At 71.8% G+C, this 25,970-nt stretch carries 26 protein-coding genes; 14 read left to right on the top strand and 12 right to left on the bottom strand.

What is annotated here, in order from left to right:
• The first annotated feature begins 712 nt into the window (after positions 1–712).
• The 9 genes from ACQP2Y_RS42210 (at position 713) to ACQP2Y_RS42170 (ending at position 11,640) form a co-directional block, all read left to right on the top strand.
• The gene (locus ACQP2Y_RS42210) at positions 713–2,215 is read left to right on the top strand and encodes a GMC family oxidoreductase (RefSeq protein ID WP_433721925.1); all 1,503 of its coding nucleotides are present in this window, start codon (positions 713–715) and stop codon (positions 2,213–2,215) included.
• A gap of 15 nt (positions 2,216–2,230) precedes the next feature.
• Entirely contained in the window at positions 2,231–3,265 is a 1,035-nt protein-coding gene (locus ACQP2Y_RS42205) for a quaternary amine ABC transporter ATP-binding protein (RefSeq protein WP_433721923.1), read from the top strand.
• 98 nt (positions 3,266–3,363) lie between these two features.
• Positions 3,364–5,250, top strand: coding sequence for an ABC transporter permease (locus ACQP2Y_RS42200; RefSeq protein ID WP_433732301.1), 1,887 nt, complete (start codon positions 3,364–3,366; stop codon positions 5,248–5,250).
• A 59-nt stretch (positions 5,251–5,309) separates the two neighbouring features.
• Positions 5,310–6,281, top strand: coding sequence for an ABC transporter substrate-binding protein (locus tag ACQP2Y_RS42195; protein WP_433721921.1), 972 nt, complete (start codon positions 5,310–5,312; stop codon positions 6,279–6,281).
• Positions 6,282–6,661: 380 nt separating this feature from the next.
• Positions 6,662–9,163, top strand: a complete 2,502-nt coding sequence (locus ACQP2Y_RS42190) for a nitrate- and nitrite sensing domain-containing protein (protein ID WP_433721919.1) — start codon at positions 6,662–6,664, stop codon at positions 9,161–9,163.
• Positions 9,164–9,208: 45 nt separating this feature from the next.
• Entirely contained in the window at positions 9,209–9,634 is a 426-nt protein-coding gene (locus ACQP2Y_RS42185) for a roadblock/LC7 domain-containing protein (protein ID WP_125804641.1), read from the top strand.
• A 56-nt stretch (positions 9,635–9,690) separates the two neighbouring features.
• Positions 9,691–10,071: a DUF742 domain-containing protein gene (locus ACQP2Y_RS42180; protein ID WP_433721918.1), complete on the top strand. Its 381-nt coding sequence runs from the start codon at positions 9,691–9,693 to the stop codon at positions 10,069–10,071.
• Complete coding sequence (locus ACQP2Y_RS42175; protein ID WP_360547038.1) at positions 10,052–10,657, top strand: GTP-binding protein; 606 nt, start codon at positions 10,052–10,054, stop codon at positions 10,655–10,657. The genes ACQP2Y_RS42180 and ACQP2Y_RS42175 overlap by 20 nt, the downstream gene beginning before the upstream one ends.
• Before the next feature lie 29 nt (positions 10,658–10,686).
• Complete coding sequence (locus tag ACQP2Y_RS42170; RefSeq protein WP_433721917.1) at positions 10,687–11,640, top strand: ABC transporter substrate-binding protein; 954 nt, start codon at positions 10,687–10,689, stop codon at positions 11,638–11,640.
• Positions 11,641–11,712: 72 nt separating this feature from the next.
• Here ACQP2Y_RS42170 and ACQP2Y_RS42165 read toward each other — a convergent pair whose 3' ends face one another.
• Positions 11,713–12,534 (bottom strand): tetratricopeptide repeat protein, encoded by an 822-nt coding sequence (locus ACQP2Y_RS42165; protein ID WP_433721916.1) that lies wholly within the window; start codon positions 12,532–12,534, stop codon positions 11,713–11,715.
• A 32-nt stretch (positions 12,535–12,566) separates the two neighbouring features.
• Positions 12,567–12,749, bottom strand: a complete 183-nt coding sequence (locus tag ACQP2Y_RS42160) for a hypothetical protein (RefSeq protein ID WP_433721915.1) — start codon at positions 12,747–12,749, stop codon at positions 12,567–12,569.
• Positions 12,750–12,869: 120 nt separating this feature from the next.
• Between ACQP2Y_RS42160 and ACQP2Y_RS42155 the strand changes: the two genes are divergently transcribed.
• Both ACQP2Y_RS42155 and ACQP2Y_RS42150 read left to right on the top strand, forming a co-directional pair.
• Positions 12,870–13,832, top strand: a complete 963-nt coding sequence (locus ACQP2Y_RS42155) for an RNA polymerase subunit sigma-70 (RefSeq protein WP_433721914.1) — start codon at positions 12,870–12,872, stop codon at positions 13,830–13,832.
• Between the two features lie 24 nt (positions 13,833–13,856).
• A complete protein-coding gene (locus tag ACQP2Y_RS42150; RefSeq protein ID WP_433721913.1) occupies positions 13,857–14,603 on the top strand; it encodes an SDR family oxidoreductase in 747 nt (248 codons plus the stop codon).
• A gap of 3 nt (positions 14,604–14,606) precedes the next feature.
• On the opposite strand, the gene egtD is transcribed toward ACQP2Y_RS42150, so the two are convergent.
• The 5 genes from egtD to ACQP2Y_RS42125 form a co-directional block, all read right to left on the bottom strand.
• Complete coding sequence (gene egtD / locus ACQP2Y_RS42145; RefSeq protein WP_433721912.1) at positions 14,607–15,572, bottom strand: L-histidine N(alpha)-methyltransferase; 966 nt, start codon at positions 15,570–15,572, stop codon at positions 14,607–14,609.
• Positions 15,569–16,318 (bottom strand): ergothioneine biosynthesis protein EgtC, encoded by a 750-nt coding sequence (gene egtC, locus ACQP2Y_RS42140; protein WP_433721911.1) that lies wholly within the window; start codon positions 16,316–16,318, stop codon positions 15,569–15,571. The genes egtD and egtC overlap by 4 nt, the downstream gene beginning before the upstream one ends.
• Positions 16,318–17,625 carry an ergothioneine biosynthesis protein EgtB gene (egtB, locus tag ACQP2Y_RS42135; protein ID WP_433721910.1) on the bottom strand — a complete coding sequence of 436 codons (1,308 nt, stop codon included), beginning with the start codon at positions 17,623–17,625 and terminating at the stop codon, positions 16,318–16,320. The genes egtC and egtB overlap by 1 nt, the downstream gene beginning before the upstream one ends.
• Positions 17,622–18,860, bottom strand: coding sequence for an ergothioneine biosynthesis glutamate--cysteine ligase EgtA (gene egtA / locus ACQP2Y_RS42130; RefSeq protein ID WP_433721909.1), 1,239 nt, complete (start codon positions 18,858–18,860; stop codon positions 17,622–17,624). The genes egtB and egtA overlap by 4 nt, the downstream gene beginning before the upstream one ends.
• A gap of 87 nt (positions 18,861–18,947) precedes the next feature.
• Positions 18,948–19,688 carry a class I SAM-dependent methyltransferase gene (locus ACQP2Y_RS42125; RefSeq protein ID WP_433721908.1) on the bottom strand — a complete coding sequence of 247 codons (741 nt, stop codon included), beginning with the start codon at positions 19,686–19,688 and terminating at the stop codon, positions 18,948–18,950.
• Here ACQP2Y_RS42125 and ACQP2Y_RS42120 point away from each other — a divergent pair.
• Entirely contained in the window at positions 19,687–20,667 is a 981-nt protein-coding gene (locus tag ACQP2Y_RS42120; RefSeq protein ID WP_433721907.1) for a hypothetical protein, read from the top strand. The two genes, ACQP2Y_RS42125 and ACQP2Y_RS42120, sit on opposite strands and share 2 nt — an antisense overlap.
• Positions 20,668–20,774: 107 nt before the next feature.
• On the opposite strand, the gene ACQP2Y_RS42115 is transcribed toward ACQP2Y_RS42120, so the two are convergent.
• Positions 20,775–21,164 (bottom strand): SRPBCC family protein, encoded by a 390-nt coding sequence (locus ACQP2Y_RS42115; protein WP_433721906.1) that lies wholly within the window; start codon positions 21,162–21,164, stop codon positions 20,775–20,777.
• Positions 21,161–21,481, bottom strand: a complete 321-nt coding sequence (locus ACQP2Y_RS42110) for a metalloregulator ArsR/SmtB family transcription factor (protein WP_433721905.1) — start codon at positions 21,479–21,481, stop codon at positions 21,161–21,163. Before ACQP2Y_RS42110 ends, ACQP2Y_RS42115 begins: the two co-directional genes overlap by 4 nt.
• Before the next feature lie 64 nt (positions 21,482–21,545).
• On the opposite strand from ACQP2Y_RS42110, the gene ACQP2Y_RS42105 reads away from it, so the two are divergent.
• Entirely contained in the window at positions 21,546–22,223 is a 678-nt protein-coding gene (locus tag ACQP2Y_RS42105) for an alpha/beta hydrolase (RefSeq protein WP_433721904.1), read from the top strand.
• Here ACQP2Y_RS42105 and ACQP2Y_RS42100 read toward each other — a convergent pair.
• The 3 genes from ACQP2Y_RS42100 to ACQP2Y_RS42090 form a co-directional block, all read right to left on the bottom strand.
• Positions 22,213–23,067, bottom strand: a complete 855-nt coding sequence (locus ACQP2Y_RS42100; RefSeq protein WP_433721903.1) for an oxidoreductase — start codon at positions 23,065–23,067, stop codon at positions 22,213–22,215. The two genes, ACQP2Y_RS42105 and ACQP2Y_RS42100, sit on opposite strands and share 11 nt — an antisense overlap.
• Before the next feature lie 134 nt (positions 23,068–23,201).
• On the bottom strand, positions 23,202–24,266 hold the full coding sequence (locus ACQP2Y_RS42095) for a threonine aldolase family protein (protein WP_433721902.1): 1,065 nt from the start codon (positions 24,264–24,266) through the stop codon (positions 23,202–23,204).
• Between the two features lie 40 nt (positions 24,267–24,306).
• Positions 24,307–25,350: a MerR family transcriptional regulator gene (locus tag ACQP2Y_RS42090; protein ID WP_433732299.1), complete on the bottom strand. Its 1,044-nt coding sequence runs from the start codon at positions 25,348–25,350 to the stop codon at positions 24,307–24,309.
• Between the two features lie 75 nt (positions 25,351–25,425).
• Here ACQP2Y_RS42090 and ACQP2Y_RS42085 point away from each other — a divergent pair, with 75 nt between their 5' ends.
• The gene (locus ACQP2Y_RS42085) at positions 25,426–25,947 is read left to right on the top strand and encodes an AAA family ATPase (RefSeq protein ID WP_433721901.1); all 522 of its coding nucleotides are present in this window, start codon (positions 25,426–25,428) and stop codon (positions 25,945–25,947) included.
• The last annotated feature ends 23 nt before the right edge of the window (positions 25,948–25,970 follow it).

Here is a 25,970-nt window from a genome sequence, read left to right as displayed (position 1 = left end):
CGTTTGTCCTATCCGAGACGGCGATACCGCTGGTTCGCGCTATCCGGACTAATCCCAACGGCTGACCGCAATGTGAAAGACCGAGCCGCTCCATCCCCACCACCACCTGCGGCTATGTGGCCTACCTGGGAACAAGCTGTGGCTATCAGGCGCCGCCGTAGATCACAACTCGGCTGGGCGGCCAGGCCAGCACCAAGGGACCGTATCGGTAATTTTCCCAGCACTACTCAGGCGCCTCGGCGCAGCATTCTCGTGCGCTTTTTCACCAACGGATTAGCCTGATTGACCGGGTGGTCACCTGAAAGAGGCGTCACGCGGACGGTTCTGTTGCTGAGGGGGGCCGGGGCGGGACACCGGCGGATGGGCCTGGCTCAACGATAGCGGCCGGCCCCGTGGAGCGGCCGTCCGGCGCCGGCCGCGCGCATGGTGAAAGATGTCGGCGCCGCTACCGGGCGGTACCAGATCTTGACGCAGGCCCAGCTCAGGGCATGTTTACCGGCTTGATTCCGCCATGTTAAGGGCCGAAACACTCATTGCGCTCTGGTAAAACTCTCGCGTCGGCATTGACCACTGTGGGCCGACCCCTCAATCCTATGGCGGCGGTTCGGCGGTTGTGCCGTTTCTCAGCCGTCGATACAGGTGGATCCGTGATCCACTGTGAGTGAGCGGCAGGAGCAGGGCACTGGAGACCTCGGCACCACAGGATTTCGACGTGGTCGTTGTCGGCGGCGGTACGGCCGGCGCGGTCGTCGCCTCACGGCTGTCGGCCGACCCGGGGACGCGGGTGTGCCTGATCGAGGGTGGCCCGTCGGACGTCGGTGACGACCGGGTGCTTCAGCTCAAGAACTGGCTGAGCCTGCTGGAGTCGGAGTACGACTACGACTACCCGACGGTCGAGCAGCCGCGCGGCAACTCCTTCATCCGGCACTCGCGGGCCAAGGTGCTCGGCGGATGCTCCTCGCACAACACGATGATCAGCTTCCTGCCGCCGCCCGAGGACTTCCGGGACTGGGTCGACGCCGGGGCGCAGGGGTGGTCGTACGAGGAGATGCTGCCGCTGTGGAAGCGGCTGCTCATCCAGGTCCAGCCGGTCGCCCCCAAGGACCGGAACGCGTTGACCGAGGCTTTTGTCGCCTCCTGCCACACCGCGCTGGGTGTGCCGGTCCGCGATGATTTCAACGCCGAGCCGTTCGCCGACGGCACCGGCTTCTTCCCGGTGGCCTATTACCCCGAGACGGGTGTGCGGTCGTCCTCGTCGGTGGCTTACCTGCACCCGTACCTGGATCGCCCGAATTTGACTGTCCGCACCGACACCTGGGCCTATCACCTCGACACCGACGGTGGCCGGGTCACCGGCGTGCGGGTCCGGGACAAGGACGGCGTCGAGAGCACGCTGACCGCCGCCCACGAGTACGTGCTGTCGGCCGGTGCGATCGACACGCCGCGGCTCCTGCTGCTCTCCGGGATCGGGCCGGCCGAGCAGCTCAGCTCGCTCGGCATCGAGGTCGCGCTGGACCTGCCGGGGGTGGGTGAGCACCTGCTGGACCATCCCGAGTCACTGATCCTCTGGGAGGCCGCCCGGCCGGTGCCGCCGGAGACCGCCATGGACTCCGACGCCGGTCTCTTCGTCCGCCGCGACGAGAGTGATCCGCGGCCCGACCTGATGTTCCACCTCTACCAGATCCCGTTCACCACCAACACCGAGCGGCTCGGCTACGACGTGCCCGCGCACGGCTTCGGGATGACGCCCAACATCCCGCGCCCGCGCGGTCACGGCCGGCTGTGGCTGACCAGCGCCGATCCGCAGGTCAAGCCGGCGCTGGACTTCGGCTACTTCACCGACCCGGACGGCTACGACGAGCAGACCATCGTTGACGGTCTGCGGATCGCCCGGCAGGTGGCGGCCACCGAGCCGTTCAAGTCGTGGATCGCCAGGGAGATCGCGCCGGGTCCGGAGCTGCAGACCGACGCGGAGCTCTCGGCGTACGGGCGGGCCGCGCACCACACCGTCTACCACCCGGCCGGCACGTGCCGGATGGGCGCCGCCGACGATCCGGGCGCCGTCGTGGACCCGCAGCTGCGGGTGCGCGGCCTGGCCAACGTACGGATCGCCGACGCGTCCGTCTTCCCGGCCATGACCTCGGTCAACCCGGTCGTGACCGTGCTGATGATCGGCGAACGCGCCGCCGACCTCATCGCCGAATCCTCTAGTTGAACAGCGAGGCCCGCCATGCCGCCCACGATTGCTGTCGACCACTTGTGGAAAGTCTTCGGCCCCAAGGCCGACAAGGTCGTCGGCACGCCACTGGCGGACCTGTCCCGGGCCGAGCTGCGGGCGAAGACCGGCTGCCTGGCCGCCGTCCGGGACGTGAGCTTCGCGGTCGAGCCCGGCGAGGTCTTCGTCGTGATGGGACTGTCCGGCAGCGGCAAGTCCACGCTGGTGCGGTGCCTGACCCGGCTGATCGAGCCGACCGCCGGCGAGGTGCACATCGACGGTGAGGCGGTACGGGCGATGAGCCCTAAACGCCTCCGCGAGCTGCGCCGGCACGGGATCGCGATGGTGTTCCAGCACTTCGGGCTGCTCCCGCACCGGCAGGTGGTCGACAACATCGCGTACGGGTTGGAGATCCAGGGTGTCGGCAAGGCCGAACGGCACCGCCGGGCCGCCGAGGTCCTGACCCTGGTGGGTCTCGACGGTCACGAGAATCAGTACCCCGACCAGTTGTCCGGTGGCATGCAGCAGCGGGTCGGCCTGGCCCGGGCGCTGGCCACCGACCCGGCGGTGCTGCTGTTCGACGAGCCGTTCAGTGCGCTGGACCCGTTGATCCGCCGGGACATGCAGGCCGAGGTGCGGCGCCTGCACGCCGAGGTCGGCAAGACGCTGGTCTTCATCACCCACGACCTGGCCGAGGCGCTGAGTCTCGGTGACCGCATCGCGGTCATGCGCGACGGCGCCCTCGTGCAGGTCGGCACCCCGGAGGAACTGGTCGGTGCGCCCGCCGACGACTACGTGGCCGACTTCGTCCGCGAGGTGCCCCGCGCCGACGTGCTGACCCTGCGCTGGATCACCCGGGCCGCCGCACCGGACGAGGTGCTCGAGGACCAGCCGTTGCCGGCCGGCACGGTCATCCGCGACACGATCGAGCGGGTGCTGCGGGCCCCGCATCCGATCCCGGTCGTCGACGGCGAGGAGCGGATCGGGGTCGTCGACGCCGAGCAGCTGCTGCCCGCGTTGATCGGGCATCGTCCGCCGGTGCCGGCATGAGTACCGTCGTCACGGACGTTCCGGTTCCGGCCGAGGCGGCCGACCCGGCACCGGACGCCGCTGCTCGCGGGCCGCGCCGGAAGCTGCCCGGCCGCCGGATGCTGGTCCTGCTGCTGGCCCTGGCCACCGCGGCCGTGTATCTGGTCGTGCGGACCTCGGCCCCGGCCGACGATGACAACGCCTGGGCGTTCCGGTTCTTCGGCGAGCTGCGGGACTGGGTGGACGCCAACCGGGACACCAGCCCGCTTTTCCTGTACGGCTTCAACTACCTGCGCCTCGGCGTCTCGATGCTGGTCGACACGGTGCACGGCGCGCTGTACGGGCTCGGCTGGGCCGGACTGGTGGCGGCCGCCGGTGCGCTCGCCGCGGTGGTGGCCGGTTGGCGGATCGCGCTGCTGGCCGTTGCCGGTTTCCTCAGCTTCGGTGTGCTGGGGCTGTGGGAGGAGAGCGTCGACACGTTGGTGCTGACGCTGTCCGCTGTGCTGCTGGCGGTGCTGATCGGCGTACCGCTCGGGGTGCTCGCCGCCCGGGTGCCGGCGGTCGGCTCGGCGCTGCGGCCGGTGCTCGACGTCATGCAGATCATGCCGACGTTCGCCTACCTGGCCCCGATGACGCTGCTCTTCCTGATCGGCTCGCCCGCGGCCACCATCGCCACCCTGATCTACGCCATCCCGCCGGCGATCCGGATCACCGCGCTGGGCATCACCGAGGTGTCGAAGTCCACCGTGGAGGCGGCGACCGCGCTCGGCTCCACCCGTTGGCAGCTGCTGGGCAAGGTCCGCCTGCCGCTGGCCCGGCCGACCATCGTGCTGGCCGTCAACCAGGCGATCATGATGGCGCTGTCGATGGTGGTGATCACCGCGCTGATCGACGCGCCCGGCCTGGGGCAGACCATCGTGCAGGCCCTGGAACGGGTCAACGTGGGCGCCGCCTTCGACGCCGGCCTGGCCATCGTCGTGCTCGCGGTGGTGCTCGACCGGATCACCACCCACGCCGCGAAGCGGGCCGTACCGACCAACCACCGGTCCGCCCGGCTGCGGGCGGCCGGGCCGCTGGTGGCCGTCGTCGCGGTCGTGGCGGTGACGGTGCTGGGCCGGATGTCGTCGTGGGGCGCGGAGTTCCCGGCCGGCTGGCGGGCCTCGTTCGCCGTCCCGGTCAACGAGGCGACGCGGTGGGTCGAGTTCCACTGGTACGACGCGACCGAAGCCCTGAAGAACGTCGTCAGTGCCGTTCTGCTCGACCCGATCGAGACCGTCCTGACCACGACGCCGTGGTGGCTGTTCCTGGTGACCGTACTGATCTTCGGCACACTGAGCAGCGGCCCGCGGGCTGCCGCGATCGCCGGGGTGGCCGTGGCCGGGCTGGTGGGTCTGGGTCTGTGGCAGCACGCGATGCAGACGCTGGCCACCGTTCTGGTCGCCACCGTCGCCACGATGGCGTTCGGCATCGTCTTCGGCGTGCTCGGCGCGCGGCACGACCGTTTCGCCCTGGTCATGCGTCCTGTGCTGGACGCGGCGCAGACCATGCCGTCGTTCGTCTACCTGCTACCCGCGGTGGCCCTGTTCGGGGCCAGCCGGTTCACGGCCATCGTGGCGGCGGTGATCTACGCGGTGCCGCCGGTGGTGCGCCTGGTCGAACGCGGCGTGCGCGACGTGCCGGCGACGGTGGTCGAGGCAGCCGTGTCGTCGGGGTCGACGCCGCGCCAGCTGCTGTGGAAGGTGCAACTGCCGATGGCCCGCCGAGGCCTGCTGCTGGCCGCGAACCAGGGCATCGTGATGGTCCTGGCGATGGTGGTCGTCGGCGGCCTGGTCGGTGCCGGCGCCCTGGGCTACGACGTGGTCGCCGGGTTCGCCCAGCGCGAGGACTTCGGCAAGGGTCTGGCCGCCGGCTTCGCGATCGTGCTGCTCGGCATCCTGCTCGACCGGCTCACCCAGGGCGCGGGCCGGCGCGCCGACGACAACCGCCTGCGCCGGCCGGCGACCTGAGTTTCTGCTCTCCCCTCTGCCGCCGTCCGGCGGTAAGCACCATCCGGAAGGAAATCCTGATGAGACACCTGAAATTGCTCCGGCTCACCGCGGTAGCCGCGGCATTGAGCATGGCCGTGGCCGGTTGTGGCGGTGCGAAGTCCGACGCCGGATCCTCGGACGCGCCGGCGGCCGGTTCGAAGGGCACGGTCAAGCTCGCCATCAACCCGTGGGTGGGTTACGAGGCGAATGCCGCGGTGCTCGGTCATCTGCTGGAGAAGAAGCTCGGCTACACCGTGGACAAGAAGAACCTCAAGGAGGAGATCTCCTGGCAGGGCTTCGAGACCGGTGAGGTCGACGCGGTCGTGGAGAACTGGGGCCACGACGACCTGAAGAAGACCTACATCACCGACAAGAAGGTCGCCGTCGACCTCGGTCCGACCGGCAACAAAGGCGTGATCGGCTGGTACGTGCCGCAGTGGATGGTGGACAAATATCCGGACATCACCGACGGCGCGAATCTGAACAAGTACGCGGATCTGTTCAAGACCTCCGAGTCGGGCGACAAGGGCCAGTTCCTCGCGGGCGACCCGTCGTTCGTCACCAATGACGTCGCCCTGGTGGCGAATCTGAAGCTGAACTACAAGGTCGTCTACTCCGGCAGCGAGGCCGCCATCATCAAGGCCGCCCAGCAGGCCACGGCCCAGAAGAAGCCGCTGCTGTTCTACTTCTACGAGCCGCAGTGGCTGTTCGCCAAGGAGAAGTACGCCCGGGTGAAGCTGCCCGCGTACACCGCCGGTTGTGACGCCGACCCGAAGAAGGTCGCCTGTGACTACCCGGACTACATCCTGGACAAGATCGTCAGCAAGAAGTTCGCCGACACCAACAGCCCGGCGTTCCAGCTCATCAAGAATTTCAAGTGGACCAATGACGACCAGAACCTGGTCTCGGACTACATCACCAACCAGGGCATGACCGCCGAAGCCGCCGGCGAGAAATGGGTCAACGAGCACGAGGCCACCTGGAAGCCGTGGATTCCGGCGACCAGCTGACAGACGCACTGTCCGACGGGGGCCGCGAGTGCTGTGCTGTGCTCACTCGCGACCCCCGAGGGGCCCCGCCGGAGTGACGATGTCGCTTTGCTTCGTGATCGAAATCTGATTGCAACCTTCCGGCAGGACCCTGATGCCCTTCATCAATGATCCGATCTACCCACCGGTCCTCAAGCTGATCTTGCGCCGGTACGAATGCGGGAATCCCGCATTCCGCCGCGGTACATAGTGGACTTACGACTCAGCTCATCGCTACGGTTCCCCCCATCGCGGCACACAGAGACCGCCGCCACCCGACGAAGGAGAAATCGCGTGTCCGCACGGAGTCGTCCGGTCGTAGACCTCACCGCCGGCCGCATTGCTCCTGGAACGGATCGTCGATGAAGATCCCCCGCCCGCGCCAGGCCCACCACGACGCCGACACCGTCGCGCCCGTGACCGGGACAGAGACCGGCGCTCCGGCCCCCCGGCCGGCCCGCTCCGGCGGCACGATCCGCCGCCGCGTCGTCCGTACGCTGACCCTGCCCGTCGTCGCGGTCCTCGTGCTGCTGGGCGTCATCACCGTCACCGAGGTCGACAACTACCGCACGGCTGCCGCCTCCGCGCGCGCCGTCACCCTCGTCCTCGCGGTGCAGGACCTCGTGCAGGAGCTGCAGACCGAGCGTGGTCTCACCGCCGGTCTGCTCGGTGGCAACGTCGGCTTCCGCGCCGAGCTGGCCCCGGCCCGCAAGCGTGTCGACGACCAGCGCGCCAAGGTCGAGGATCTGATCTCCGAGGGCGGCGTCGCCCAGGACCGGGTCGCCACCGCCGTCCGTGAGCTCGACGGCCTCGCCGGCGTCCGGGCCGGCACCGACGCCGGAGCCGCCGACCGCGCCCCGACCTTCACCTTCTACACCGGTCGCATCGCCGAGCTGAGCAACGTCGACTACGGCCTGGACAGCTCGGCCGACCCCGCCCTGCGCCGCGGTGTCTCCGCGCTGGAGGCCCTCGGCGACGCCAAGGAGAGCACCGCCCAGGAGCGGGCCTTCCTCAACGGTGTGTTCTCGGCCAGCGGCTTCAACCGCGGTGAGTTCCTGCAGTTCGTGACGATGCGCTCGGCCAAGGACGCGGCGCTGGCCACGTTCACCCGCTACGCGGACGACACCCAGCGCAAGGCCAAGGACTACGTGCTCGGCACCGGCGCCGCGCAGACCGCCACCTACTTCGAGCAGGTCGCGCTCAACGCCGGCGACGGCCGCAACCTCCAGGTCAATCCGCAGTCCTGGTGGTCGTCGCAGACCACCGTGCTGGACGACATGCTCCAGCTGCAGCAGCACGTCGGCTCGGTCATCCGGGCCCGGGCCGCCACGCTTCAGGACGACGCCACGCAGCGCATGGGCCTGCTGCTCGGCGCCGTGATCATCTGCTTCATCGGCTCGGTGTACCTGGCCACGATCGCGTCGCGCTCGATCGCCGCGCCGCTGGCCACCCTGGCCGACGAGGCCAACCGGCTGGCCGGCGAGCGGCTGCCCGAGGCGGTCCGCAAGGCGACCTCCGGCGACGACGACGCGCCGCCGCTGACCGTCGCGGTACCCGCGGGCGCCAGCGACGAGGTCCGGCTCGTCGCCGACGCGCTGGACCGGGTCCAGGCCACCGCATACTCGCTGGCCACCGAGCAGGCGATGCTGCGGCGCAGCACCACCGAGTCGCTGGCCAACCTGGGCCGCCGCAACCAGAACCTGCTGCGCCGCCAGCTGGGCTTCATCACCAGCCTGGAACGCGAGGAGTCCGACCCGACCGGGCTGGCCAACCTCTTCGAGCTCGACCACCTGGCCACCCGCATGCGCCGTAACGCGGAGAGCCTGCTGGTCCTCGTCGGCGCGGCCAGCCCGCGGCAGTGGTCCGAGCCGCTGCCCATCGCCGACGTCATCCGCGCCGCCGTCTCCGAGGTCGAGGAGTACCGCCGGGTCGCCCTGCGCCGCGTCGACGACGCGCTCGTGGCCGGCGCGGTCGTCAGCGGTGTCGCCCACATGCTCGCCGAGCTGGTCGAGAACGGGCTCGCCTTCTCCCCGCCGGACGCCGACGTGGAGATCCAGGGCCGGCGGATCGGCGACAGCTACCTGATCGCCATCACCGACCAGGGCATCGGCATGAGCCGCGCCGACCTGGAACTGGCCAACCAGCGACTGCGCGGCGAGGGCGACTTCATCACCGCGCCCACCCGCTTCCTCGGCCACTACGTGGTCGGCCGGCTGGCAACCGACATGGACATCGACGTGCAGCTGGCGCCGTCCCCGGTGACCGGTGTGACCGCTCGCATCGTGCTGCCGCCGTCCATCGTGGCCGGTGCCCAGGCCGTCAGTGCCCCGGCGCCCCAGCCCCGGCTGACCCCGGAGGAGCGCCGGCCGCTGGAAGCGCCGCGGGCACTGGAAGCGTCGGACCCGGCGGCGACGCAGGTCCTCACCCTGCCGCCGGCCGCGCCGCCGCCGCCCGCGACGGACGGCCGGATCCGGCCCGGCAAGATCGAGTACGTCACGGTGGCCGGCAGCCCAGCCGTACGGCGTCAGCCGCCGTCTCCCGCCGAGCAGCAGCAACCGGCCGCGGCGGGTTCGCCGACCGCGCGCTACGAGGAGGCGATGACCGCCTCGACGCTCGGCATGGACATGTACTCCTTCGCGCCACCGCCGGACCAGGCCGACCGCACCCCGAACGGCCTGAAGAAGCGAGCACCGCGGGCCCGCAAGGCAGCGTCGGCACCCGATCAGCCCGCCGGCGCGGTCCCCACCCGGACGGCCGAGCGACCCGCTCCCGTCAGCGACTCGCCGGACGAGGTGCGCGCCCGGCTCACCGCCTTCCGCAGCGGCATGCAGCGCGGCAGCAACGACGCCACCGACCGACCATGACCGCCGCCCCTCCCCACCCCCGCGACGAGGCCGAAAGAAGTTCCCATGAGCGTTGACACGTCTGCCGACCGGCACCAGTTCAACTGGCTGCTGGGCAACTTCGTCCACCAGACCGACGGGGTCCGCGACGCGGTCGCGGTGTCCTCCGACGGCCTGCTCATCGCCAGCTCCGACGGGCTGAGCCGGGCCGAGGCCGACCATCTGGCGGCGATCGTGTCGAGCCTGGCCAGCGTGGCGCGCAGCGCCTCCCGGCGCTACGACTTCGACGGGCTCAAGCTCATCATGATCGAGATGCGGCGGGGCTTCCTGCTGGTGTCGGTCATCGCCGGCGGCAGCTGCCTGGGTGTCGTCGCGGGTGGCGACAGCGACGTGGGTCTCGTCGGCTACGAGATATCCCTGTTGGCGGAGAGGTTCGGCGCCCTGCTCACCCCGGCGCTGATCTCCGAATCCCGGCAGTACCTGCCGCGATGAGCCATCGGGGGGAGTGGGGGCCGGACCCTCGCATGATCCCGTACGCGGAGCCGGTCGTGCCCTCCCGTCGGGAGCCCCCGCCCGCGCCGGCCCACGCGGCCGCGGAACCGGGTGACGACCTGGTCGTCCGCCCCTTCATGCTGACCGGCGGGCGCACCCGCCCGCTGCACGACGGGCTGCGGATCGAGACCCTGCTGCACGCGGCCCCGGCCGCGTTGTCGGCTCCGCTGCGCTTCGAGTCGCGGCGCATCGTCGAATTGTGTCAGGCACCGATGTCCATCGCGGACCTCTCGGTGGCTCTGCGGGTGCCGCTCGGCGTGGTCCGGGTCATCGTCGCCGACCTGGTGACGGACGGCTACCTGCGGATCGAGGAGCAGCTCGGGGAGCTCCCCATCGCATTGATCGAGAGGATCAGGGATCGTGTTCGGGCGCTCTAGTGAGCCGGCGCCGCTGCCGCCGGTGGCGGTCAAGATCGTCATCAGTGGCGGTTTCGGTGTCGGCAAGACCACCTTCGTCGGTGCCATCTCGGAGATCGAGCCGCTGGTCACCGAGGCCGAGATGACCGAGCGGTCGATCGGCATCGACGACACCTCGGCGGTGTCGGGCAAGACCACCACCACGGTGGCCCTCGACTTCGGCCGCATCACCCTTGACGACGCGCTGCTGCTCTACCTGTTCGGCACGCCCGGGCAGGACCGGTTCGCCTTCCTCTGGGACGACCTGGTCGACGGCGCGCTGGGTGCGATCGTGCTGCTGGACACCCGGCGCATCGAGGACTGCTTCCCGGCGATCGACTACTTCGAGGAGCATGACATCCCGTTCCTGATCGGGGTCAACACCTTCGACCAGTCGCAGCGCTTCGACCTCGAGGAGGTCCGCGACGCGCTGGGCATCGACCCGAGCGTGCCGGTGCTGGAGTGCGACGCGCGCTACCGCGAGTCGGTGAAGCACATCCTGGTCGCGCTGACCGAGGAGGTCCTGGCCAAGCGGCTGAGCCGGGAACGGCCGGTGCCGACGTGGTGAAGCCGCTGATGACTGTGAAACGGAGAACGATGCGCGCACGCACCGCGGCCGCCCTGGTGAGCGTGCTGGCCCTGACCGCCTGCGGCAACTCGTCCGAGGCGATCGTCGCCCCGCCCGGCGTCGAGCGCACCCCCTGCGGCACCGTGTCGATCGCGGTGAACCCCTGGGTCGGGTACGCCGCCAACGTCGCGGTGGTCAGCTACCTGCTCAAGCAGGAGCTGGGCTGCACGGTGGTGGAGAAGGACCTCACCGAGGACGCCTCGTGGGAGGGCCTGGCCAGCGGCGAGGTCGACGCCATCCTGGAGAACTGGGGACACGACGACCTCAAGAAGACCTACATCGACGACAAGAAGGTCGCGGTCGAGCAGGGTCTCACCGGCAACAAGGGCGTCATCGGCTGGTACGTGCCGCCGTGGATGGCCAAGGAATACCCGGACATCACGAAGTGGAAGAACCTCAACAAGTACGCCGACAAGTTCAAGACGAGCAAGTCCGACGGCAAGGGTCAGCTGCTCGGCGGTGACCCGTCGTTCGTCACCAACGACGCGGCACTGATCAAGAACCTGAAGCTGGACTTCTCGGTGGTCTACGCGGGCAGCGAGGACGCGCTCATCGCGGAGTTCCAGCGGGCGGAGAAGGACAAGAAGCCACTGATCGGCTACTTCTACACGCCGCAGTGGCTGCTGTCGGAGATCAAGCTGGTGCACATCCCGCTGCCGATCTACAAGCCCGGCTGCGACTCCGACCCCAAGACGGTGGCGTGCGACTACCAGCCGTACGACCTCGACAAGATCGCCCGCAAGTCGTTCGTCGACTCGGGCAGCCCGGCGGCCGACCTGATCAAGAACTTCCGGTGGACCAACGACGACCAGAACGAGGTCGCCCGGGACATCACGGTCAAGAAGCTGTCCCGCGACGACGCGGCCAAGCGCTGGCTGGACGCGAACCGGGCCACCTGGCAGGAGTGGCTGCCGGCCCGCTGAGCACCGATCGGCTGAGGGGCGGGATCACGCGGTGGCCGAGTGTCCATCGCAGGGTCCCGCCCGCCACCCTGGTTAAGTGGCGCGGCGCCGGACGAGCAATCGCAGCGCGATGAGGAGCGCGAGCACCAGTCCGACCCCGGCCACCGCCAGGGCCTGACCCGCCAGCCCGACGATGACTCCCATGCCGACGCCGGCCGCCACCGCGCCGGCCACTGCCGCCGCAATCACAGCCGCGGGCCGCGGTGCGATCCCCTCGTACCGCCCGCCGATTGTCGCGAGCAGCGGCAGCAGCGCCAGGCCCAGAGCGGCGATCGCCGTCCACACCAGGTGTTCGAGCTCGCCGGTCCGGCTCGGGCTGAAGGCGAGGAGGCCGGCCAGCAGCGCAAAGCCCGCCACCCCGAACGCGGGGCCGGCGAGCAGCAGCGGACGGATCCAAGCCGGGCCGAAGTGCTGGTCGAGGCGGCGGACCGCCGGATGTCCCGGGTCGAGCTTGCGCGCCTGCCGGAGCAGCGTCCGGGCCTGCGCGGTGTCGCGGTCCGCCTGGATCAGGCCGAACGCGAGCAGCGTGAGCGCCTCCACGTCGTCCGGCCGTAGCCGCACCGCCTGGCGGGCGTCGTCCCGCAGGTCCGGCCACCGCTGCAGGGAGAGGTCGGCGACGGCCCGCATGCGGTAGGCGATGCCGTTGTCCGGCTCGATGGCCAGGGCCCGGTCGGCGGCCTCGATCGCCGCGGGCCAGTCGTCCGCGCCGATCAGCGCGCCCGCCAGCCGGTGCCAGGCCTGGGCATCCTCGGGATGGTCGTCGAGGTGCGCGCGCAGCACCGGCAGTGCCGCGGCGTACTGCCCGGATTCCACGAGCTGCTTGGCTCGCGCTACCGCGTTCTCCGTGGTGTCCAAGCGCACACCATAGTGGTCACCACCGGCCGGGCTCAGGGTGAGGGGCTCGAGGCCGGCCGGGGGGAACCCGGCCGGTCGCAGGCCACGCCGACGGCGAGCAGGCCGAGCAGGCTGGTGAGCAGCAGGACAGCGACGGCGAGCTCCACCTTGTCGCGCCGGCGGACGTGGTGTCGCGGCCGGACGGGCTCGGGGTCGTACCATGAGGATTCCGACACCGGTCCAGTCTCGCGGCGGCCGCCGCCGGGGTCGATCGGGTGAAAGAACCAAAAAGATCTGACCTCTTTCGGCGCGACTCGGCCGGCGGTCCGCTCGTTGTGCTCTGGTTCCATGGTCGGATGGATCAGACGGCCCTGCTCGCGGCCGCCCGCTCGGGCGACGCCGACGCCTTCGGGCGGCTCGTCGGCGGACACCGCGCCGAGCTGCTCGCGCACTGCTACCGGATGCTCGGCTCCCTGCACGACGCCGAGGACGCCCTGCAGGAGTCGCTCGTGCGGGCGTGGCGCGGGCTGTCCACGTTCCGGGCCGGCACCCTGCGGCCGTGGCTCTTCCGGATCGCCACCAACCGTTGTCTCACCCTCATCGAGCAGCGGGCCCGGCGGGAGCTGCCCGCCGATCTCGGGCCGGGGGCGCCGCTCACCGAGGTGGCCTGGCTGGAGCCGTACCCGGACCGGCGGCTCGGCCCGGCGGCGACCGCCGAGCAGCGGGAGAGCATCGGGCTGGCGTTCGTCGCCGCGCTGCAGCACCTCTCCGGGCCGCAGCGGGCCGCGTTGCTGCTGCGTGAGGTGCTCGGCTTCTCCGCCGCCGAGGTCGCGGCCCAGCTCGACACCACCGTGGCGGCCGTCAACAGCAGCCTGCAGCGCGCCCGCGCCGCCCTGGCCGAGCGGCGGCCCGCGCCCGGCGATCCGATTCCGGCCGACAAGATCAAAGACCTGGCTGACCGGTACGCGTCCGCGTGGCAAGCCGCGGACGTCGACACGATCGTGGCCCTGCTGACCGACGACGCCACGTACTCGATGCCACCGCTGCCCGAGTGGTACCGCGGCCCGGCCGCCATCCGCGAGTTCCTCCTGGCCGGTCCGTTGCGACACAGTTGGCTCTTCCGGCCCGCGCACGCCAACGGCCAGCTCGCCTTCGGCACGTACCTGTGGGACGAGAAACGGCAGGCGTACGTCTGGGCCGGGCTCGACGTGCTGCGGCTCGACGGGACGGGCATCGCCGAGGTGGTCTCGTTCCTCACCGACGGGTTGCACCGCGAATTCGAGCTGCCCGATGAGTTCGCGGCCCGGCCCGGGTTGTAGAGGGGAGAGAGAAGGAGACGACACATGATGCTCGACGGCAGAACAGCGATCATCTACGGCGGCGGCGGATCCATCGGCGGCGCGATCGCCCGGGCGTACGCGGCCCAGGGCGCCCGGGTCTTCCTCGCCGGCCGGACCCGCGCCACCCTCGCCGCGGTGGCCGGACCGATCGGTGCGGAGATCGCCGAGGTCGACGCCCTGGACGAGCGCGCGGTCGACGCGCACGCCGACGAAGTGGCCGCGGCCACCGGCGGCATCGACATCTCGGTCAACGTGATCGCCGACAGCGACGTGCAGGGTACGGCCATGGTCGACATGCCGGTCGAGGACTATCTGAGCCCGGTCGTCACCTCCGTACGCTCGAAGTTCCTGACCGCCCGGGCCGCCGCCCGGCACATGAAGCCCCGGCGCTCCGGGGTGATCCTGACCTTCGGTGGCTCCGGCGACCGCACCGCCGCGGGCCGGTATCTGCTCGGCGGCCTGGTGACCGGCTTCGAGGCGATCGAGGCGATGCGCCGGCAGCTCGCCACCGAGCTGGGCCCGTACGGGATCCGGGTGCTGACCCTGCAGACCAGCGGCGTGCCGGAGGCCATCCCGGCGGCCTTCGAGGGCCGCGCGGCGATCGAGGCGGAGCTGACGGGGCAGACTCTGCTCGGCCGCACGGCGACCCTCGAGGACGTCGGACAGGTGGCGGTCTTCGCCGCCTCGGACTGGGCCCGCACGATCACCGGCGCCGCCCTCAACATCACGTGCGGCGCCGTCCTGGATTAAGGGCTAGGCCGCCTGGATCAGGGACACCGCGAAGAGGTCCGCCGGGTCGGTCCAGAAGTGCCCCAGGGCGAAGCCGGCCGCGGCCAGCTCGGCGGACAGCCCGTCCCGGCGGAACTTCGCCGAGATCTCGGTGCGCAGCTCCTCGCCGGCGGCGAAGTCCACGGTCAGGTCCAGATCGCGGATGTGCACGCGCTGCGCCGAGCCGGCCCGCAGCCGCATCTCGATCCACTCCTGCTCGGCGTTCCAGAGCGCGACGTGGGCGAACGCGTCCACGTCGAAGTCGGCGCCGAGCCGGTGGTTGACCACCCGCAGCACGTTGCGGTTGAACTCGGCGGTGACCCCGGCCGCGTCGTCGTACGCCGGCACCACGACCGCCGGGTCCTTGACCAGGTCGGTGCCGAGCAGCAGCCATTCGCCGGGTTGCAGCACGGCCCGCAGCCGGGACAGGAACTCGGCGCGTTCGGCCGGGACCAGGTTGCCGATGGTGCCGCCGAGGAACGCCACCATCCGGTTGTCGCCGTCCGGGATGTGCGCCAGGTGCCGGGTCAGGTCGCCGACGACGCCGCGGACCGCCAGCCCGGGGTAGCGCACGGCGAGCCGGTCGACGGCCTCGCCCAGCGCGGACGCCGACACGTCGAGCGGGACGAAAGCGCCCAGCGTGCCGTGCGCGAGCAGCGCGTCCAGCAGCAGCACCGTCTTCTCCGAGGAGCCCGAGCCCAGCTCAACCAGGGTCTTGGCCTCGGTTATGCGGGCGATCGCGGCGGCGTGCTCGGTGAGGATCGCGCGTTCCGTACGGGTCGGGTAGTACTCGGGCAGCCGGGTGATGTCCTCGAACAGCTCGCTGCCCCGGGCGTCGTAGAACCATTTCGGGGGCAGCCACTTCGGGGTCGCGGTCAGCCCGGCGGCCACGTCGCTGCGCAGCGTACGGTCGAGGTCCTGGTCGTCGAGATGGATCTCCAGCGCGCTCATGATCTCCCTAAGACGGTGATGTCCAGACCGGACGGGGTGGCGACGAGCAGACTGCCGTCCGGCACGGCTCGCCAGGCCGGGCCGGGATCAAGGGGTTCGGAACTGACCAGCACGGACGCGGGGCCGGTGCGCACGGACAGGGCGTGGCCGGCGGTGCTGGCGACGATCTGCCGACCGTCGGTGAGCAGCAGGTTGAGCCTGGAGCCGGGCGCGGCCGCCGAGACCTCCACGACCGTCTCGGCCAGCGCCCGCGCGGCCGGCACCCCGGACCGCAGCCGGTCGCGGACCAGCGCCCAGAGCAGCGCCGCGTCGGTCGGGGCGTCGAGGGTCAGCAGGTCGCGCACCGGCAGCCGGGCGGCCGGCCCGGCCACCGAGTCGGGCCAGCCCCGCACGACGCCGTTGTGGCTGAACAACCACGGTCCTTCGGCGAACGGCGCGGCCGCCGTCTCGACCACCGGCATGCCGACCGTGGCGGAGCGGACCGCTGCCAGCACACCGCCCGCCACGGTGTGGGCGGCGAGCGCCGGCAGGGCGGCGTCCGACCAGAGCGGGGCCGCGCTGCGGTAGCGCACCGGATCGGCGTCGCCGCCCGGATACCAGGCCACGCCGAAGCCGTCGGCGTTGATGGTGCCGCCGCCGCGCATGTCCTGCGGCGCCCACGCCTGCCGGGCGAGGGCGTGCGGCGCCTCGAACAGCAGCTCCGCCAGCGGTACGGGTGATCCGAGATAGGCCAGGTGCCGGCACATCAGTGGGTGCCGGGCCCGGCATCGCGGGCACAGCGGAAGCCGCTGAAGATCTGCCGCCGGATCGGGTGGTCCCAGTTGCGGAAGGTGCCCCGGCAGGCGGCCCGGTCGGTGCCGAACGAGCCACCGCGCAGCACCCGGTAGTCGCCGCCGAAGAACACCTGCGAATACTCCTCGTACGGGAACACGGCGAAGCCCGGGTACGGGTGGAAGCCGGAACTCGTCCACTCCCACACGTCGCCGATGAGCTGGTGCACGCCCAGCGGTGAGGCACCGTCCGGATAGGCACCGACGGGCGCGGGCGACAGGTGGCGCTGGCCGAGGTTGGCGTGCCGGGCCTCCGGCGCCTCGTCGCCCCACGGGAAGCGCCGGGAGCGGCCGGTCGCCGGATCGTGCCGGGCCGCCTTCTCCCACTCGGCCTCGGTGGGCAGCCGGCGCCCGGCCCAGGCCGCGTACGCCTCCGCCTCGAAGAAGCACACGTGCACCACCGGCTCGTCCGGCACGATCCGCTCGGTACGCCCGAACGCCGTGGCCGCCCAGCCGTCCCCGTCACGCTGCCAGTGCAGCGGCGCGGTCAGCCCGGCCGCCTGCCGGTGTGCCCAGCCCCGCTCGCTCCACCATTGCGGATCGTCGTAGCCGCCCGCGTCGATGAACTCCGCGTACCGGCCGTTGGTCACCGGGGCCGCGTCGATGAAGAAGGCGGGCACGTCCACTGTGTGCGCGGGCCGTTCGTTGTCCAGCGCCCACGGCTCGGTGTCGGTGCCCATGGCGAACGGGCCGCCCGGGATCAGCACCTCGCCGGCGACGGGCACCCGGGCCGGTGGCGGGGGATCGGCCGTCAGCACCGGCGCGCCGGTCCGCAGCTGGTGGGTGGCCAGCATCGTCTCGTCGTGCTGCTGCTCGTGCTGCACGATCATGCCGAAGGCGAACCCGTCGGCCAGCAACGGCCGGCTCTCGTCCAGCCGGACCCGGTCCAGCACGTCGAGGGCCTTGTCGCGTACCTGCTCCACGTAGGCGCGGGCCTCGGCCGGACCGAGCAGCGGCAACGCGGGCCGGTCACTGCGCGGGTGCTTGAACGCGTCGTAGAGCTCGTCGATGTCGCGGCGTACCGGCTCGCGGCCGCCCACGTCGCGGACCAGCCAGAGCTCCTCCTGGTTGCCGACGTGCGCGAGGTCCCAGACCAGCGGGGACATGATCGGTGAGTGCTGCCGGACGAGGTCGGCGTCGTCCACGGCGTCGGTCAGCAGCGCCGTGCGGGCGCGGGCGCGCTCCAGCTCGGCGGCGACGGCGAGGCGCAGGTCCTGAGTCATCGGTGCGCGTCCTTCCGGGTGCCGGCGCGGTGCAGGCGCCGGTCGACGATGTCGGTGACCACGTCCCGCAGCGCGGGCGGCAGGCCGGTGCTGTCGAGGTTGCGGCAGGCGAGATCCAGCAGGTCGGTGGCGGTGCGCCGGATGTCGGGATCAGCCAGCCCGGCGCGGGCGGCGGTCACCCACTGGCCGGCGGTGGCCGCCGCGACGGCCCGGGCCGCGTCGGTGGTCTCGTCGTCGGCGAGCAGGGCCGCCATGACTGCGGCCGGGGCGATCCACTCCGTGCCGGGCTGTGTGTCGAGGTAGCGGACCTCGAGATAGCCGCGCGGGCGGACCGGCGGGAACAGCGTGCTGAGGTGATAGTCCAGGTCGTCCACCCGGGGCGGGCCGGGCAGGGCGCCGTCGATCCAGTCGGCGAAGGTCACCCTCGCCGGCACGTCCCACGACTCCTCGCCGCGGCGCACACACAGCAGGGGTGCGGCGAGGGCGTAGTCGGCCCAGCCGGTGGCCAGATCGCCGGGGGTGCCGACCGGTCTGGTGCGGCGCGGGTCGATGCCGTACCAGGTGGCCATCCGGGCCGAGGCCCAGCCGGTGTCGCGGCCCGCGTGCCGGCCTGAGGTGGCGAAGGCGGCCAGCAACGCCGGCCCCACCTCGTGCAGGGCTCCCCAGCGGTGCGGTAGCTGCTGCTCGGTGCCGGCGTCGAGACAGATCTGCAGGCCGGCGGTGCTGCACATCATGGTCCGGCCGTGCCGGCCGCGGGCGTCGAAGCTGCGCTGCATGGCGGCGTACCGCGGGGTCTGCAGCATGCGCCGGGGTGCCCGGTGCGGATCGAGGCCGGTGTCGCCCAGGACCAGGCCCGAACGGGCGAGCAGGGCGGTGAGGTGCGCCTGATCGGCGCTGAGGGATTCGTACAACTCGGTGAGGGAGCCGGCCGGCGCCGAGGAGATCTCGAGCTGGCCGCCGGGCTCGACGGTCACCGCGCCACCGCCGGGTAACAATGCGCCGGGGTGGGGATTGCCGAGTGCGGGTGGTGCGTACGTGCCTAGGGCTGTGCGGAGGTCCACGGCTTCCAGATAGGCCGCCGGAGCATCCGAGCGATGAACGGTCCATTCCAGCTCGACGCCGATGCGCCGAGGTGGGCCGGTCTTGAAGCAGATGCCGGAGATGTGATCGGCGGCCTGGGCGAGATGCCGCAGGACGCCTTCGGACAACGGGCGCTCCGCACTGAAGGTAGCCATGCCCCTCCCCCGAGTAGTCAATCCATCCGGACATTACCTACAACGGATCAGTCCCGGTAGGTGGGCTGCGCCACTTTTACCGATTGTTCAGGGGCGGGCCGCCTGCACCAGGAACCGGTGCGCGGTGGCGGTGTAGTGGCCGTGGGTGCGGATCGTCGCGTCTATCCGGCGCAGGGCGCGCTCGTACCGCTGGGGAGTGAAATCGCGGATCTGCCACGGCACCGCGCGCAGCTGGTAGACCAGTGCACCGATGTCGTGGAAGGTCAGCGGGGGGCGTTCCTCGCGTACGTCGGTCACGACCAGCCCGGCCGCCTCCAGCGCCGCGACCGCCTCCGTCGCCGTCCAGCTCGTCGCGTACGGCGGCGGGGCGCCCAGTTCGGCGTTCAGATCCCGCAGATCGTCGCTGCCGACCTGCTGACTCAGCAGTGTCCCACCGGGCTTGAGCAGGCGGGCGATGTCCTCAGCGGGCAACCGGCCGTGCCGGCTCAGCACCACGTCGAACTCGTTCTCCCCGCCCGGCAGCTCGGTGAGCACCGACACCCCGAACGGCGCCAGCCGGTCCCGCGCAACCGGCACATTCGGCGCCCAGCCCTCCACCGCGACGGTGTGCGCGGGCAGCGGCGCCAGCTCCACGAGCAGCTCACCACCGCCGGTGTCCAGGTCCAGCAGGCTGCGCGCCGGCCGCAGCAGGGGACGGGCCAGATCCGGATAGGACCAGGACGGATCCGAGCCGACCGCGCGGCCGTCGAGCCAAGCGAACTCCCACCCGGTGATCGGCACCCCGGCGGCCTCGCCGACGAGGTGGTCGTACTCCGCAGAAGAACGCATGCCCGACGGTAACCGGATGGCTCCGGCCGGCGCGACCGGGATACGCCCGGTCTACGATCCGGACATGGTGCGCCTCGGCGGTCGGACGGAAGTTGCAGCGATCGATGCGCGACCGTTCCTCGCCGCCCTGCCCGAGCTGCTGGCCGGGTGGCGCGCGCTGGTCTTCGTCGACGGCGTGGTCCGGCATCCGGTCACCGAGCGGGCCCACGGCGGGCTGCGCGTGATCGACGGCCGGCATCCGTACCCGGGGGTGGCCTACCGGCTGGTGCTGCGCGAGGACGAGGTGCCGGCGCCGACGGCGGAGGAGGCGGCGGTCGCGGCCCGGCTGGTGCACGCCGACGCGATGGCCGCGACCGAGTGGGAGCGCGGCCGGATCGCGGCGGCCCGGGCCACCGGGCTGGTGGCGACAACCTGGCACACGTACGCGATCACGCTCGAAGCCGACGAGCGGGAACGGACGTGTTTCACGGTGCACCACACCGACACGGACACCCGGGCGCGGGTCGAGCTGTCCCCGGGGCCGGTCGGCCTGCTGCTGGAGGTGCCGGACTGGCTCGGGGCGCGGGGGCTGCTCAGTGGGGTGGTGGGCGTGCGGATGTCGGTCGATGCGAGCCGGCTGCCGCCGTACGGGAACGAGGAGCCGCAGCTGGTCGCGACGGTGACCCACCCGCGGGCGCAGGGGAGCGGGGAGCTGACGGTGGCCGCGGCCGAGCCGGGCCGCTGGTCGGTGACCACCCGGGCGAGTGCTCGCGGGGTGGGGTGGCTGCGGCCGCTTGTCGGGCTGCTCACGCCGCTGGTCAAGGGGCCGGTGCAGCGCGGGCTGGACGATTTCCTGGCGGCGCTGCCGGGGCGGTTCGAGGCTCTGAACAGGGAGATCACGGCGCGCTATCCGACGCCGCCGGATCCGCGCACGCTGGCCGGGCAGGTGCTGGCCGACCTCGTCTCCGCCGTCCCGACAACCGTCCCGGCGCCGGCCTGACCTGCTCGTGCCGGCCTGACCTGCTCGTGCCGGCCTGACCTGCTCGCGCCGGCCTGACCTGCTCGCGCGGCCGCCCGGTCGCGCAGGCCTGGCCGGCTCGCGGCGGCTCAGGTCAGGGCGGGCTCGATGCGGCGGAGCAGGCCCGGCCAGCCGCTGCCCATGCCCTTGAGCGAGATGCTGCCCGCGACAAAACCGGCATGCCGCAGGAACAGCCGGGTCCCGGAGCCCTCCGGCTCGAGCCGCCAAGTGATCGTGGTGTCGAGGCTGCCCTCGGCGAACGTGTACACCAGCAGCCGCTCCGGCTCGACCTCCAGCACCTCGCACGGCTGCTGCCCCCAGCTGCCCATGTCCATCGTGAAGCGGTGGCCTACGATCGGCTTGATGTCGCCCGCGGCCCACCACCGGGCCAGCAGCTCGGGCTCGGTCAGCGCGCGCCAGACGGCGGCGGGCTCCCGGGCGATGAACTGGTCCAGTTCGATGTCGGTCTTGTCGGTCACCGGTCGTCTCCCTCTTCCTCGACGAGATCACGCAGCGCGACCAGGCGGTCCCGCCAGTAGCGCTCGAACGGATGCAGCCACTCCTGAACGTCGGCGAGCGGCTCGGCGGCCAGGTGGTAGTAGCGGTGCCGGCCGCGCGGCTCCTCGCGGACGAGGCCGGCCTGGCGCAGGACCGCGAGGTGCTCGGAGACGGCGGGACGGCTCAGCTCGAAGTGCCCGGCCAGCTCGCCGGCCGCACGGGGGCCGTCCCGGAGGGCGACCAGCAGCCGGCGCCGGACCGGGTTGGCCAGCGCCGCGAACACGTCACCGTCAGGCATGCCGCCCATAATGCGTCGGAGATCCCCGACATGTCAACAATCTCCGACGCATTAGGGTCGAGGTATGGATTTGGTTTTCGTGCACGGCTCCTGCGTCGAGGACGGCGCCTGGTGGTGGTCCCGGGTGGCTGCCCTGCTGCCGTTGGCCAGCATCGCGGCACCGCTGCCCAGCTGCGGCGCGGCGGCCGGGCAGGCGGGTCTGGCGGATGACGTCGCCGCCGTGCGGCACATTCTGAGCGGGACGGGTCCGGCGATCATCGTGGCCCACTCGTACGGCGGAGTCGTCGCAACCGAGGCGGCGGCCACCCAGGATGTGCGGCAGCTCGTCTACATCACGTCGTTCCTGCCGAAGGTCGGGGAGTCCCTGGCGACCTTCGCCGGCAGCGAGCCGGCCCCGTTCCTGGACTTCGCCGCCGACGGCACCTTCGGCGTCCGCCGCGAGCTGACCGAGGAGCTGTTCCTGCAGGACTGCGACGCCGCGGCGGTCGAGGGCGCCCAGGCCCGGCTGACCCGCCAGTCGGCGTCGGTGGTGGCCACACCCGTCACCGCCGCGGCCTGGCAGGACATCCCGAGCACCTACCTGGTGTGCGCCGAGGACCGCGCGACCCCGCCGGAGCTGCAGCGCTCCCAGGCCGCCCGGGCCCGCCGTACGGTGGAACTGCCCACCGGCCACCACCCGATGCTGTCGCACCCGGAGCTGGTGGCGGCCGAGATCCGCGCCGCCGCGGGGGTCACTCGCTGATCGTGTCCAGGATCTTGCGGGCGTCGTCGTCCAGGTGGACCCGGCGGGCCGTCATGTTGTCGATCAGGTGGCCCAGCGACGAGGTGCCGGGGATGAGCAGCACGTTCGGGGCCAGCTCGAGCAGCCAGGCCAGCGCCACCTGGGAGGGCTCCGCGTCCAGGCGTTCCGCGACGGCGATCAGGTCCGGGTGGGTGAGCAGCCGGTTGACCCCGCCGAAGGCCGAGCCGAGCGGGAAGAACGGGACGAACGCGATGCCGAGCTCCTGGCACTCCCGCAGCAGCGGCAGCGACTCCCGGGCCAGCAGATTCAGCGAGTTCTGCACGCAGACGATCTCGGTGCGCTGGACGGCGTGCACAAGCTGCTCGCGGGTCACGTTGCTCAGCCCGATGCCGGCGATCAGACCCTCGTCGCGCAGGGCGATCATCGCGTCGAGCTGCTCGTCGAACGCGCCGCCGCCGTCCATCAGCCGCAGGTTGACCGCGTCGAGCCGGTCGACCCCCAGCGAGCGCAGGTTGTCCAGCACGCCGGCCCGCAGCTGCTCGGGCTCCATCGCGGGCAGCCAGCGCCCGGTGCTGTCGCGGGCCGCACCGACCTTGCTGACCAGGACCAGATCCTCCGGGTACGGCCGCAGCGCCTCCCGGATCAGGTCGTTGACCACGTCCGGCCCGTAGTACTGCGCGGTGTCGATGTGGTTGGCGCCCAGCTCCACAGCCTTGCGGAGGACGTCCAGGGCGGCGTCGCGGTCACGCGGTGGCCCGAAGGCCCCGGGCCCGGCGAGCTGCATCGCGCCGAAGCCGATCCGTCGCACCGAACGGTCACCGAGCGGAAAGGTGTCATCAGTCACGACCCTCACTCTACGATTCCCACCCGATTCCGCCAGGCGACGCCGAAATGCCCGACCCCGCTGTCAGCCGCCGAGGCCGACCGGCCGCAACCGCCGAGGCCGACCGGCCGCAACCGCGGGAGCCGGGCGCGGCGTCAGCCGCAGAGGCCGGCCAGGATCTCCGTGATCGTCTCGGGCTTGTGCCGCAGGGTCGCCCGCCCGACCGACAGCTCGCACCGCACCACCTCCGGGTCACCCGTCTCGACCGCGTTCGGCCACACCCACAGCCCGGTCTCCTCGGAGATCCGCTTGGCGTTCATCCGGAAGCGTTCCGCCGTGGTCGCGAACAGCAGATGCATCATCGGCGTCTGCGGCGGATCCGGCACCACCCGCACCTCGGGCACCGCGGTCAGCGCCGCCGCGATGGCTCGGGCGTGGGCCAGCCGGGCCGGCATCTCGGCCAGCGTCGCGTCCAGCAGCCCGAGCGCCGACGACGCCGCCGGCCACATCGCGAACAGTGTCCCGCCCAGCCGCCCACGCCACTCGCGCACCTGGGCGATGTCCTCCTCCGGCCCGGCGACGCAGCAGCCCGGCAGCGCCCCGACGCCCTTGTAGAACGAGACGTACACGGTGTCGAACAGCTCGGCGATCTCGGCGGGCGACCGTTCGTAGCCGGCGGCGGCCTCCCAGAGCCGGGCGCCGTCGAGGTGCACGGCCGCTCCCCGGTCGCGGGCCCACGAGGTCTGCGCGACCAGGTCGTCCCACGGCGGCAGCGTCCCGCCGAGATCCCGTTGCGGCAACTCCAGCACGAGCGCCGCCACCGGCTCGGCCACGCTCAGCAGGTCGCTGCGGCGGATCAGCCGTTCGAAGTCGCCGACCGGCCGCCCGACGAGCTGGTGCAGCCGCGCGTAGCCCTGCCCCTCGTGCCGTTCGAGGTGCGAGTACGGATGCCAGACGATCGTGCGGCTGGTCCGCTGATCGGCGTGGACCCGCAGGACGGCGCCCTGAGCCATCGTGCCGCTGGGCAGGAACACGGCAGCCGGCTTGCCCAGCAGCGCGGCGACGTGCTCCTCGAGCTCGGCCACCACGCCGCCCTCGCCGTACAGGTCGGGGCGGGCTTCGGGGTCGATCGAGGCGAGCAGCTCCGGCGGCCGCACCAGCCCGTTGCCGAGCAGGGAGTCGGTGCAGGCGGCACGCCGGGCGCTGATGTCGTCATCCACCGGGCCAGTGTGTCGTGTTCCCGTGCTCGTGTCAGGCGGGTCAGCGGCGCACCGGCATGAGGATCGAGAACGTGCCGCTGCCTCGTACGGCGAGGGGTTTGATCGGTCCGTCCAGCTCGAGGACCAGCTGGCCCGCGCCGCCGGCGTCGAGGGCCTGGAGCAGGAACTCGCGGTTGACCGCCACGTGCGCCTCCTCATCGGCCGCCCACTCCGCCTCGGCCGCCACCCGCAGCGAACCGGCCGGGTCCACCGCCAGCACGGTCAGGTCGAACGGCTTGCCGTTGTGCTCACGCGACACGGCCGGCACCTCCTCGACCGCCGCGCGCAGGGCCGCCACGTCGACCGTCACCTGGCGGCTGCCGGCCGCGCCGAGGTCGACCAGGCGGTGGTGGTCGGGGAAGCCGACGTCCAGCGGCTTGCCCTCGATGCGCCGGCCGCCGACCTCGGCCCCGAGCAGCTCGGGGGTCAGCAACAGCACCGCCTCGTCGTCGCGGCTGAGCAGCCGGCGCAGCTCGTCGACGAACGGCAGGGGAGCGACGAGCCTGGCCGGTGGCCCCGAGACGGCGGCGGCAGCCTCGGCGACGGCCAGCCGGTAGCGGTCCGTCGTCACCACGGTCAGCGCGGCGGTCTCGGTCTCGAACAGCACGCCGCCGAGGATGGGCAGCTCGGGGTCGGTGCAGGCGGCGAAACGGACGGCGTCGAGCGCGGCGGCCAGGGCGGCGGCGGGCAGGGTGATCCGGGTCATGGTGGTCTCCTCGGGATCCAGCAGGGCGTGGACGCGGGAGAGCTCACGACGGGCGTCGGCGAGGCCGTCCTCCAGCCGGCGCAGGTGCTCGTCGAGCAGCTTGCGGACCGCCGGGGGATTGCTCAGCTCGGCGACCGCGCGGGTGATCCCGGCGACCGGCATCCCCACCCGGCGCAGGCCGGCCACCAGGCGGGCGGCCCGCAGCTGCTCGTCGCTGTAGCGGCGGTAGCCGGTCAGGGCATCGACCTCGGCCGGCACCAGGACGCCGGCGCCGTCGTAGAACCGCAGCGCGCTGATGCTCAGCCCGCTGGCCCGCGAGATCTCCCCGATGCCGTACATGTCGTCGCTCTCCACACCTGGAACCCTGCTGCCTCGACCTGCTCGAGGGTCAAGCGCCTGTGCGATCGTGCAGGCATGGCACGTGACGTGGTGATGGTGAACGGTCTGCCGGGATCGGGCAAGAGCAGCCTGGCACCCCGGCTCGCGGCCGCGCTCGACGCCGCTTGCCTCGGCAAGGATCGGATCAAGGAGGCCCTGGCCGACGCGGTGGTGACCGAGGTGCCGCAGCTGGGCGCGGTGGCGATGGACACGGTGTGGACCCTGGCCGCGGCGGTGAGCGGCATGGTGGTCGTGGACTCGTGGTGGTTCCGGCCACGTGACCTCGAGCAGGCCCGCGCCGGCCTCGCCCGGTCGGGTGCGAAGGCGACCGTCGAGATCTGGTGCGACGTGCCCGCCGAGCTGGCCCACTCCCGCTACATCTCGCGCAAGCGGCACGCGGTGCACGCCGACGCGGAGAAGCTGGCCACCGAGTGGACCGGCTGGGCGGCGGCCGCCGAACCCCTGGCCCTGGGCCCGGTCATCCGGGTCGACACGGCTCGTACGGTGGACATCCGCGCCCTCGCCGACGACGTACGGGCGGCCCTGTGGACGAGCTGAACCGGCTCCGCCGCGCCTGCGCC

It is taken from the genome of Actinoplanes sp. CA-051413 (assembly GCF_050955795.1).
In the GTDB taxonomy this organism is placed as follows: Bacteria; Actinomycetota; Actinomycetes; order Mycobacteriales; family Micromonosporaceae; genus Actinoplanes.
Note: the sequence above shows the minus strand (reverse complement) of the source record. Positions and strands in the feature narration are given on the sequence as shown.

What these genes read in the sequence shown, in the direction of transcription:
- ACQP2Y_RS42205 (WP_433721923.1), top strand. Translation starts at nt 2,231, where the DNA reads ATGCCGCCCACGATTGCTGTCGACCACTTGTGGAAAGTCTTCGGCCCC.
- ACQP2Y_RS42200 (WP_433732301.1), top strand. Translation starts at nt 3,364, where the DNA reads ATGCTGGTCCTGCTGCTGGCCCTGGCCACCGCGGCCGTGTATCTGGTC.
- ACQP2Y_RS42195 (WP_433721921.1), top strand. Translation starts at nt 5,310, where the DNA reads ATGAGACACCTGAAATTGCTCCGGCTCACCGCGGTAGCCGCGGCATTG.
- ACQP2Y_RS42190 (WP_433721919.1), top strand. Translation starts at nt 6,662, where the DNA reads ATGAAGATCCCCCGCCCGCGCCAGGCCCACCACGACGCCGACACCGTC.
- ACQP2Y_RS42185 (WP_125804641.1), top strand. Translation starts at nt 9,209, where the DNA reads ATGAGCGTTGACACGTCTGCCGACCGGCACCAGTTCAACTGGCTGCTG.
- ACQP2Y_RS42170 (WP_433721917.1), top strand. Translation starts at nt 10,687, where the DNA reads ATGCGCGCACGCACCGCGGCCGCCCTGGTGAGCGTGCTGGCCCTGACC.
- ACQP2Y_RS42155 (WP_433721914.1), top strand. Translation starts at nt 12,870, where the DNA reads ATGGATCAGACGGCCCTGCTCGCGGCCGCCCGCTCGGGCGACGCCGAC.
- ACQP2Y_RS42150 (WP_433721913.1), top strand. Translation starts at nt 13,857, where the DNA reads ATGATGCTCGACGGCAGAACAGCGATCATCTACGGCGGCGGCGGATCC.
- egtD (WP_433721912.1), bottom strand. Translation starts at nt 15,572, where the DNA reads ATGAGCGCGCTGGAGATCCATCTCGACGACCAGGACCTCGACCGTACG.
- egtC (WP_433721911.1), bottom strand. Translation starts at nt 16,318, where the DNA reads ATGTGCCGGCACCTGGCCTATCTCGGATCACCCGTACCGCTGGCGGAG.
- egtB (WP_433721910.1), bottom strand. Translation starts at nt 17,625, where the DNA reads ATGACTCAGGACCTGCGCCTCGCCGTCGCCGCCGAGCTGGAGCGCGCC.
- egtA (WP_433721909.1), bottom strand. Translation starts at nt 18,860, where the DNA reads ATGGCTACCTTCAGTGCGGAGCGCCCGTTGTCCGAAGGCGTCCTGCGG.
- ACQP2Y_RS42120 (WP_433721907.1), top strand. Translation starts at nt 19,687, where the DNA reads ATGCCCGACGGTAACCGGATGGCTCCGGCCGGCGCGACCGGGATACGC.
- ACQP2Y_RS42125 (WP_433721908.1), bottom strand. Translation starts at nt 19,688, where the DNA reads ATGCGTTCTTCTGCGGAGTACGACCACCTCGTCGGCGAGGCCGCCGGG.
- ACQP2Y_RS42110 (WP_433721905.1), bottom strand. Translation starts at nt 21,481, where the DNA reads ATGCCTGACGGTGACGTGTTCGCGGCGCTGGCCAACCCGGTCCGGCGC.
- ACQP2Y_RS42105 (WP_433721904.1), top strand. Translation starts at nt 21,546, where the DNA reads ATGGATTTGGTTTTCGTGCACGGCTCCTGCGTCGAGGACGGCGCCTGG.
- ACQP2Y_RS42090 (WP_433732299.1), bottom strand. Translation starts at nt 25,350, where the DNA reads ATGTACGGCATCGGGGAGATCTCGCGGGCCAGCGGGCTGAGCATCAGC.
- ACQP2Y_RS42085 (WP_433721901.1), top strand. Translation starts at nt 25,426, where the DNA reads ATGGCACGTGACGTGGTGATGGTGAACGGTCTGCCGGGATCGGGCAAG.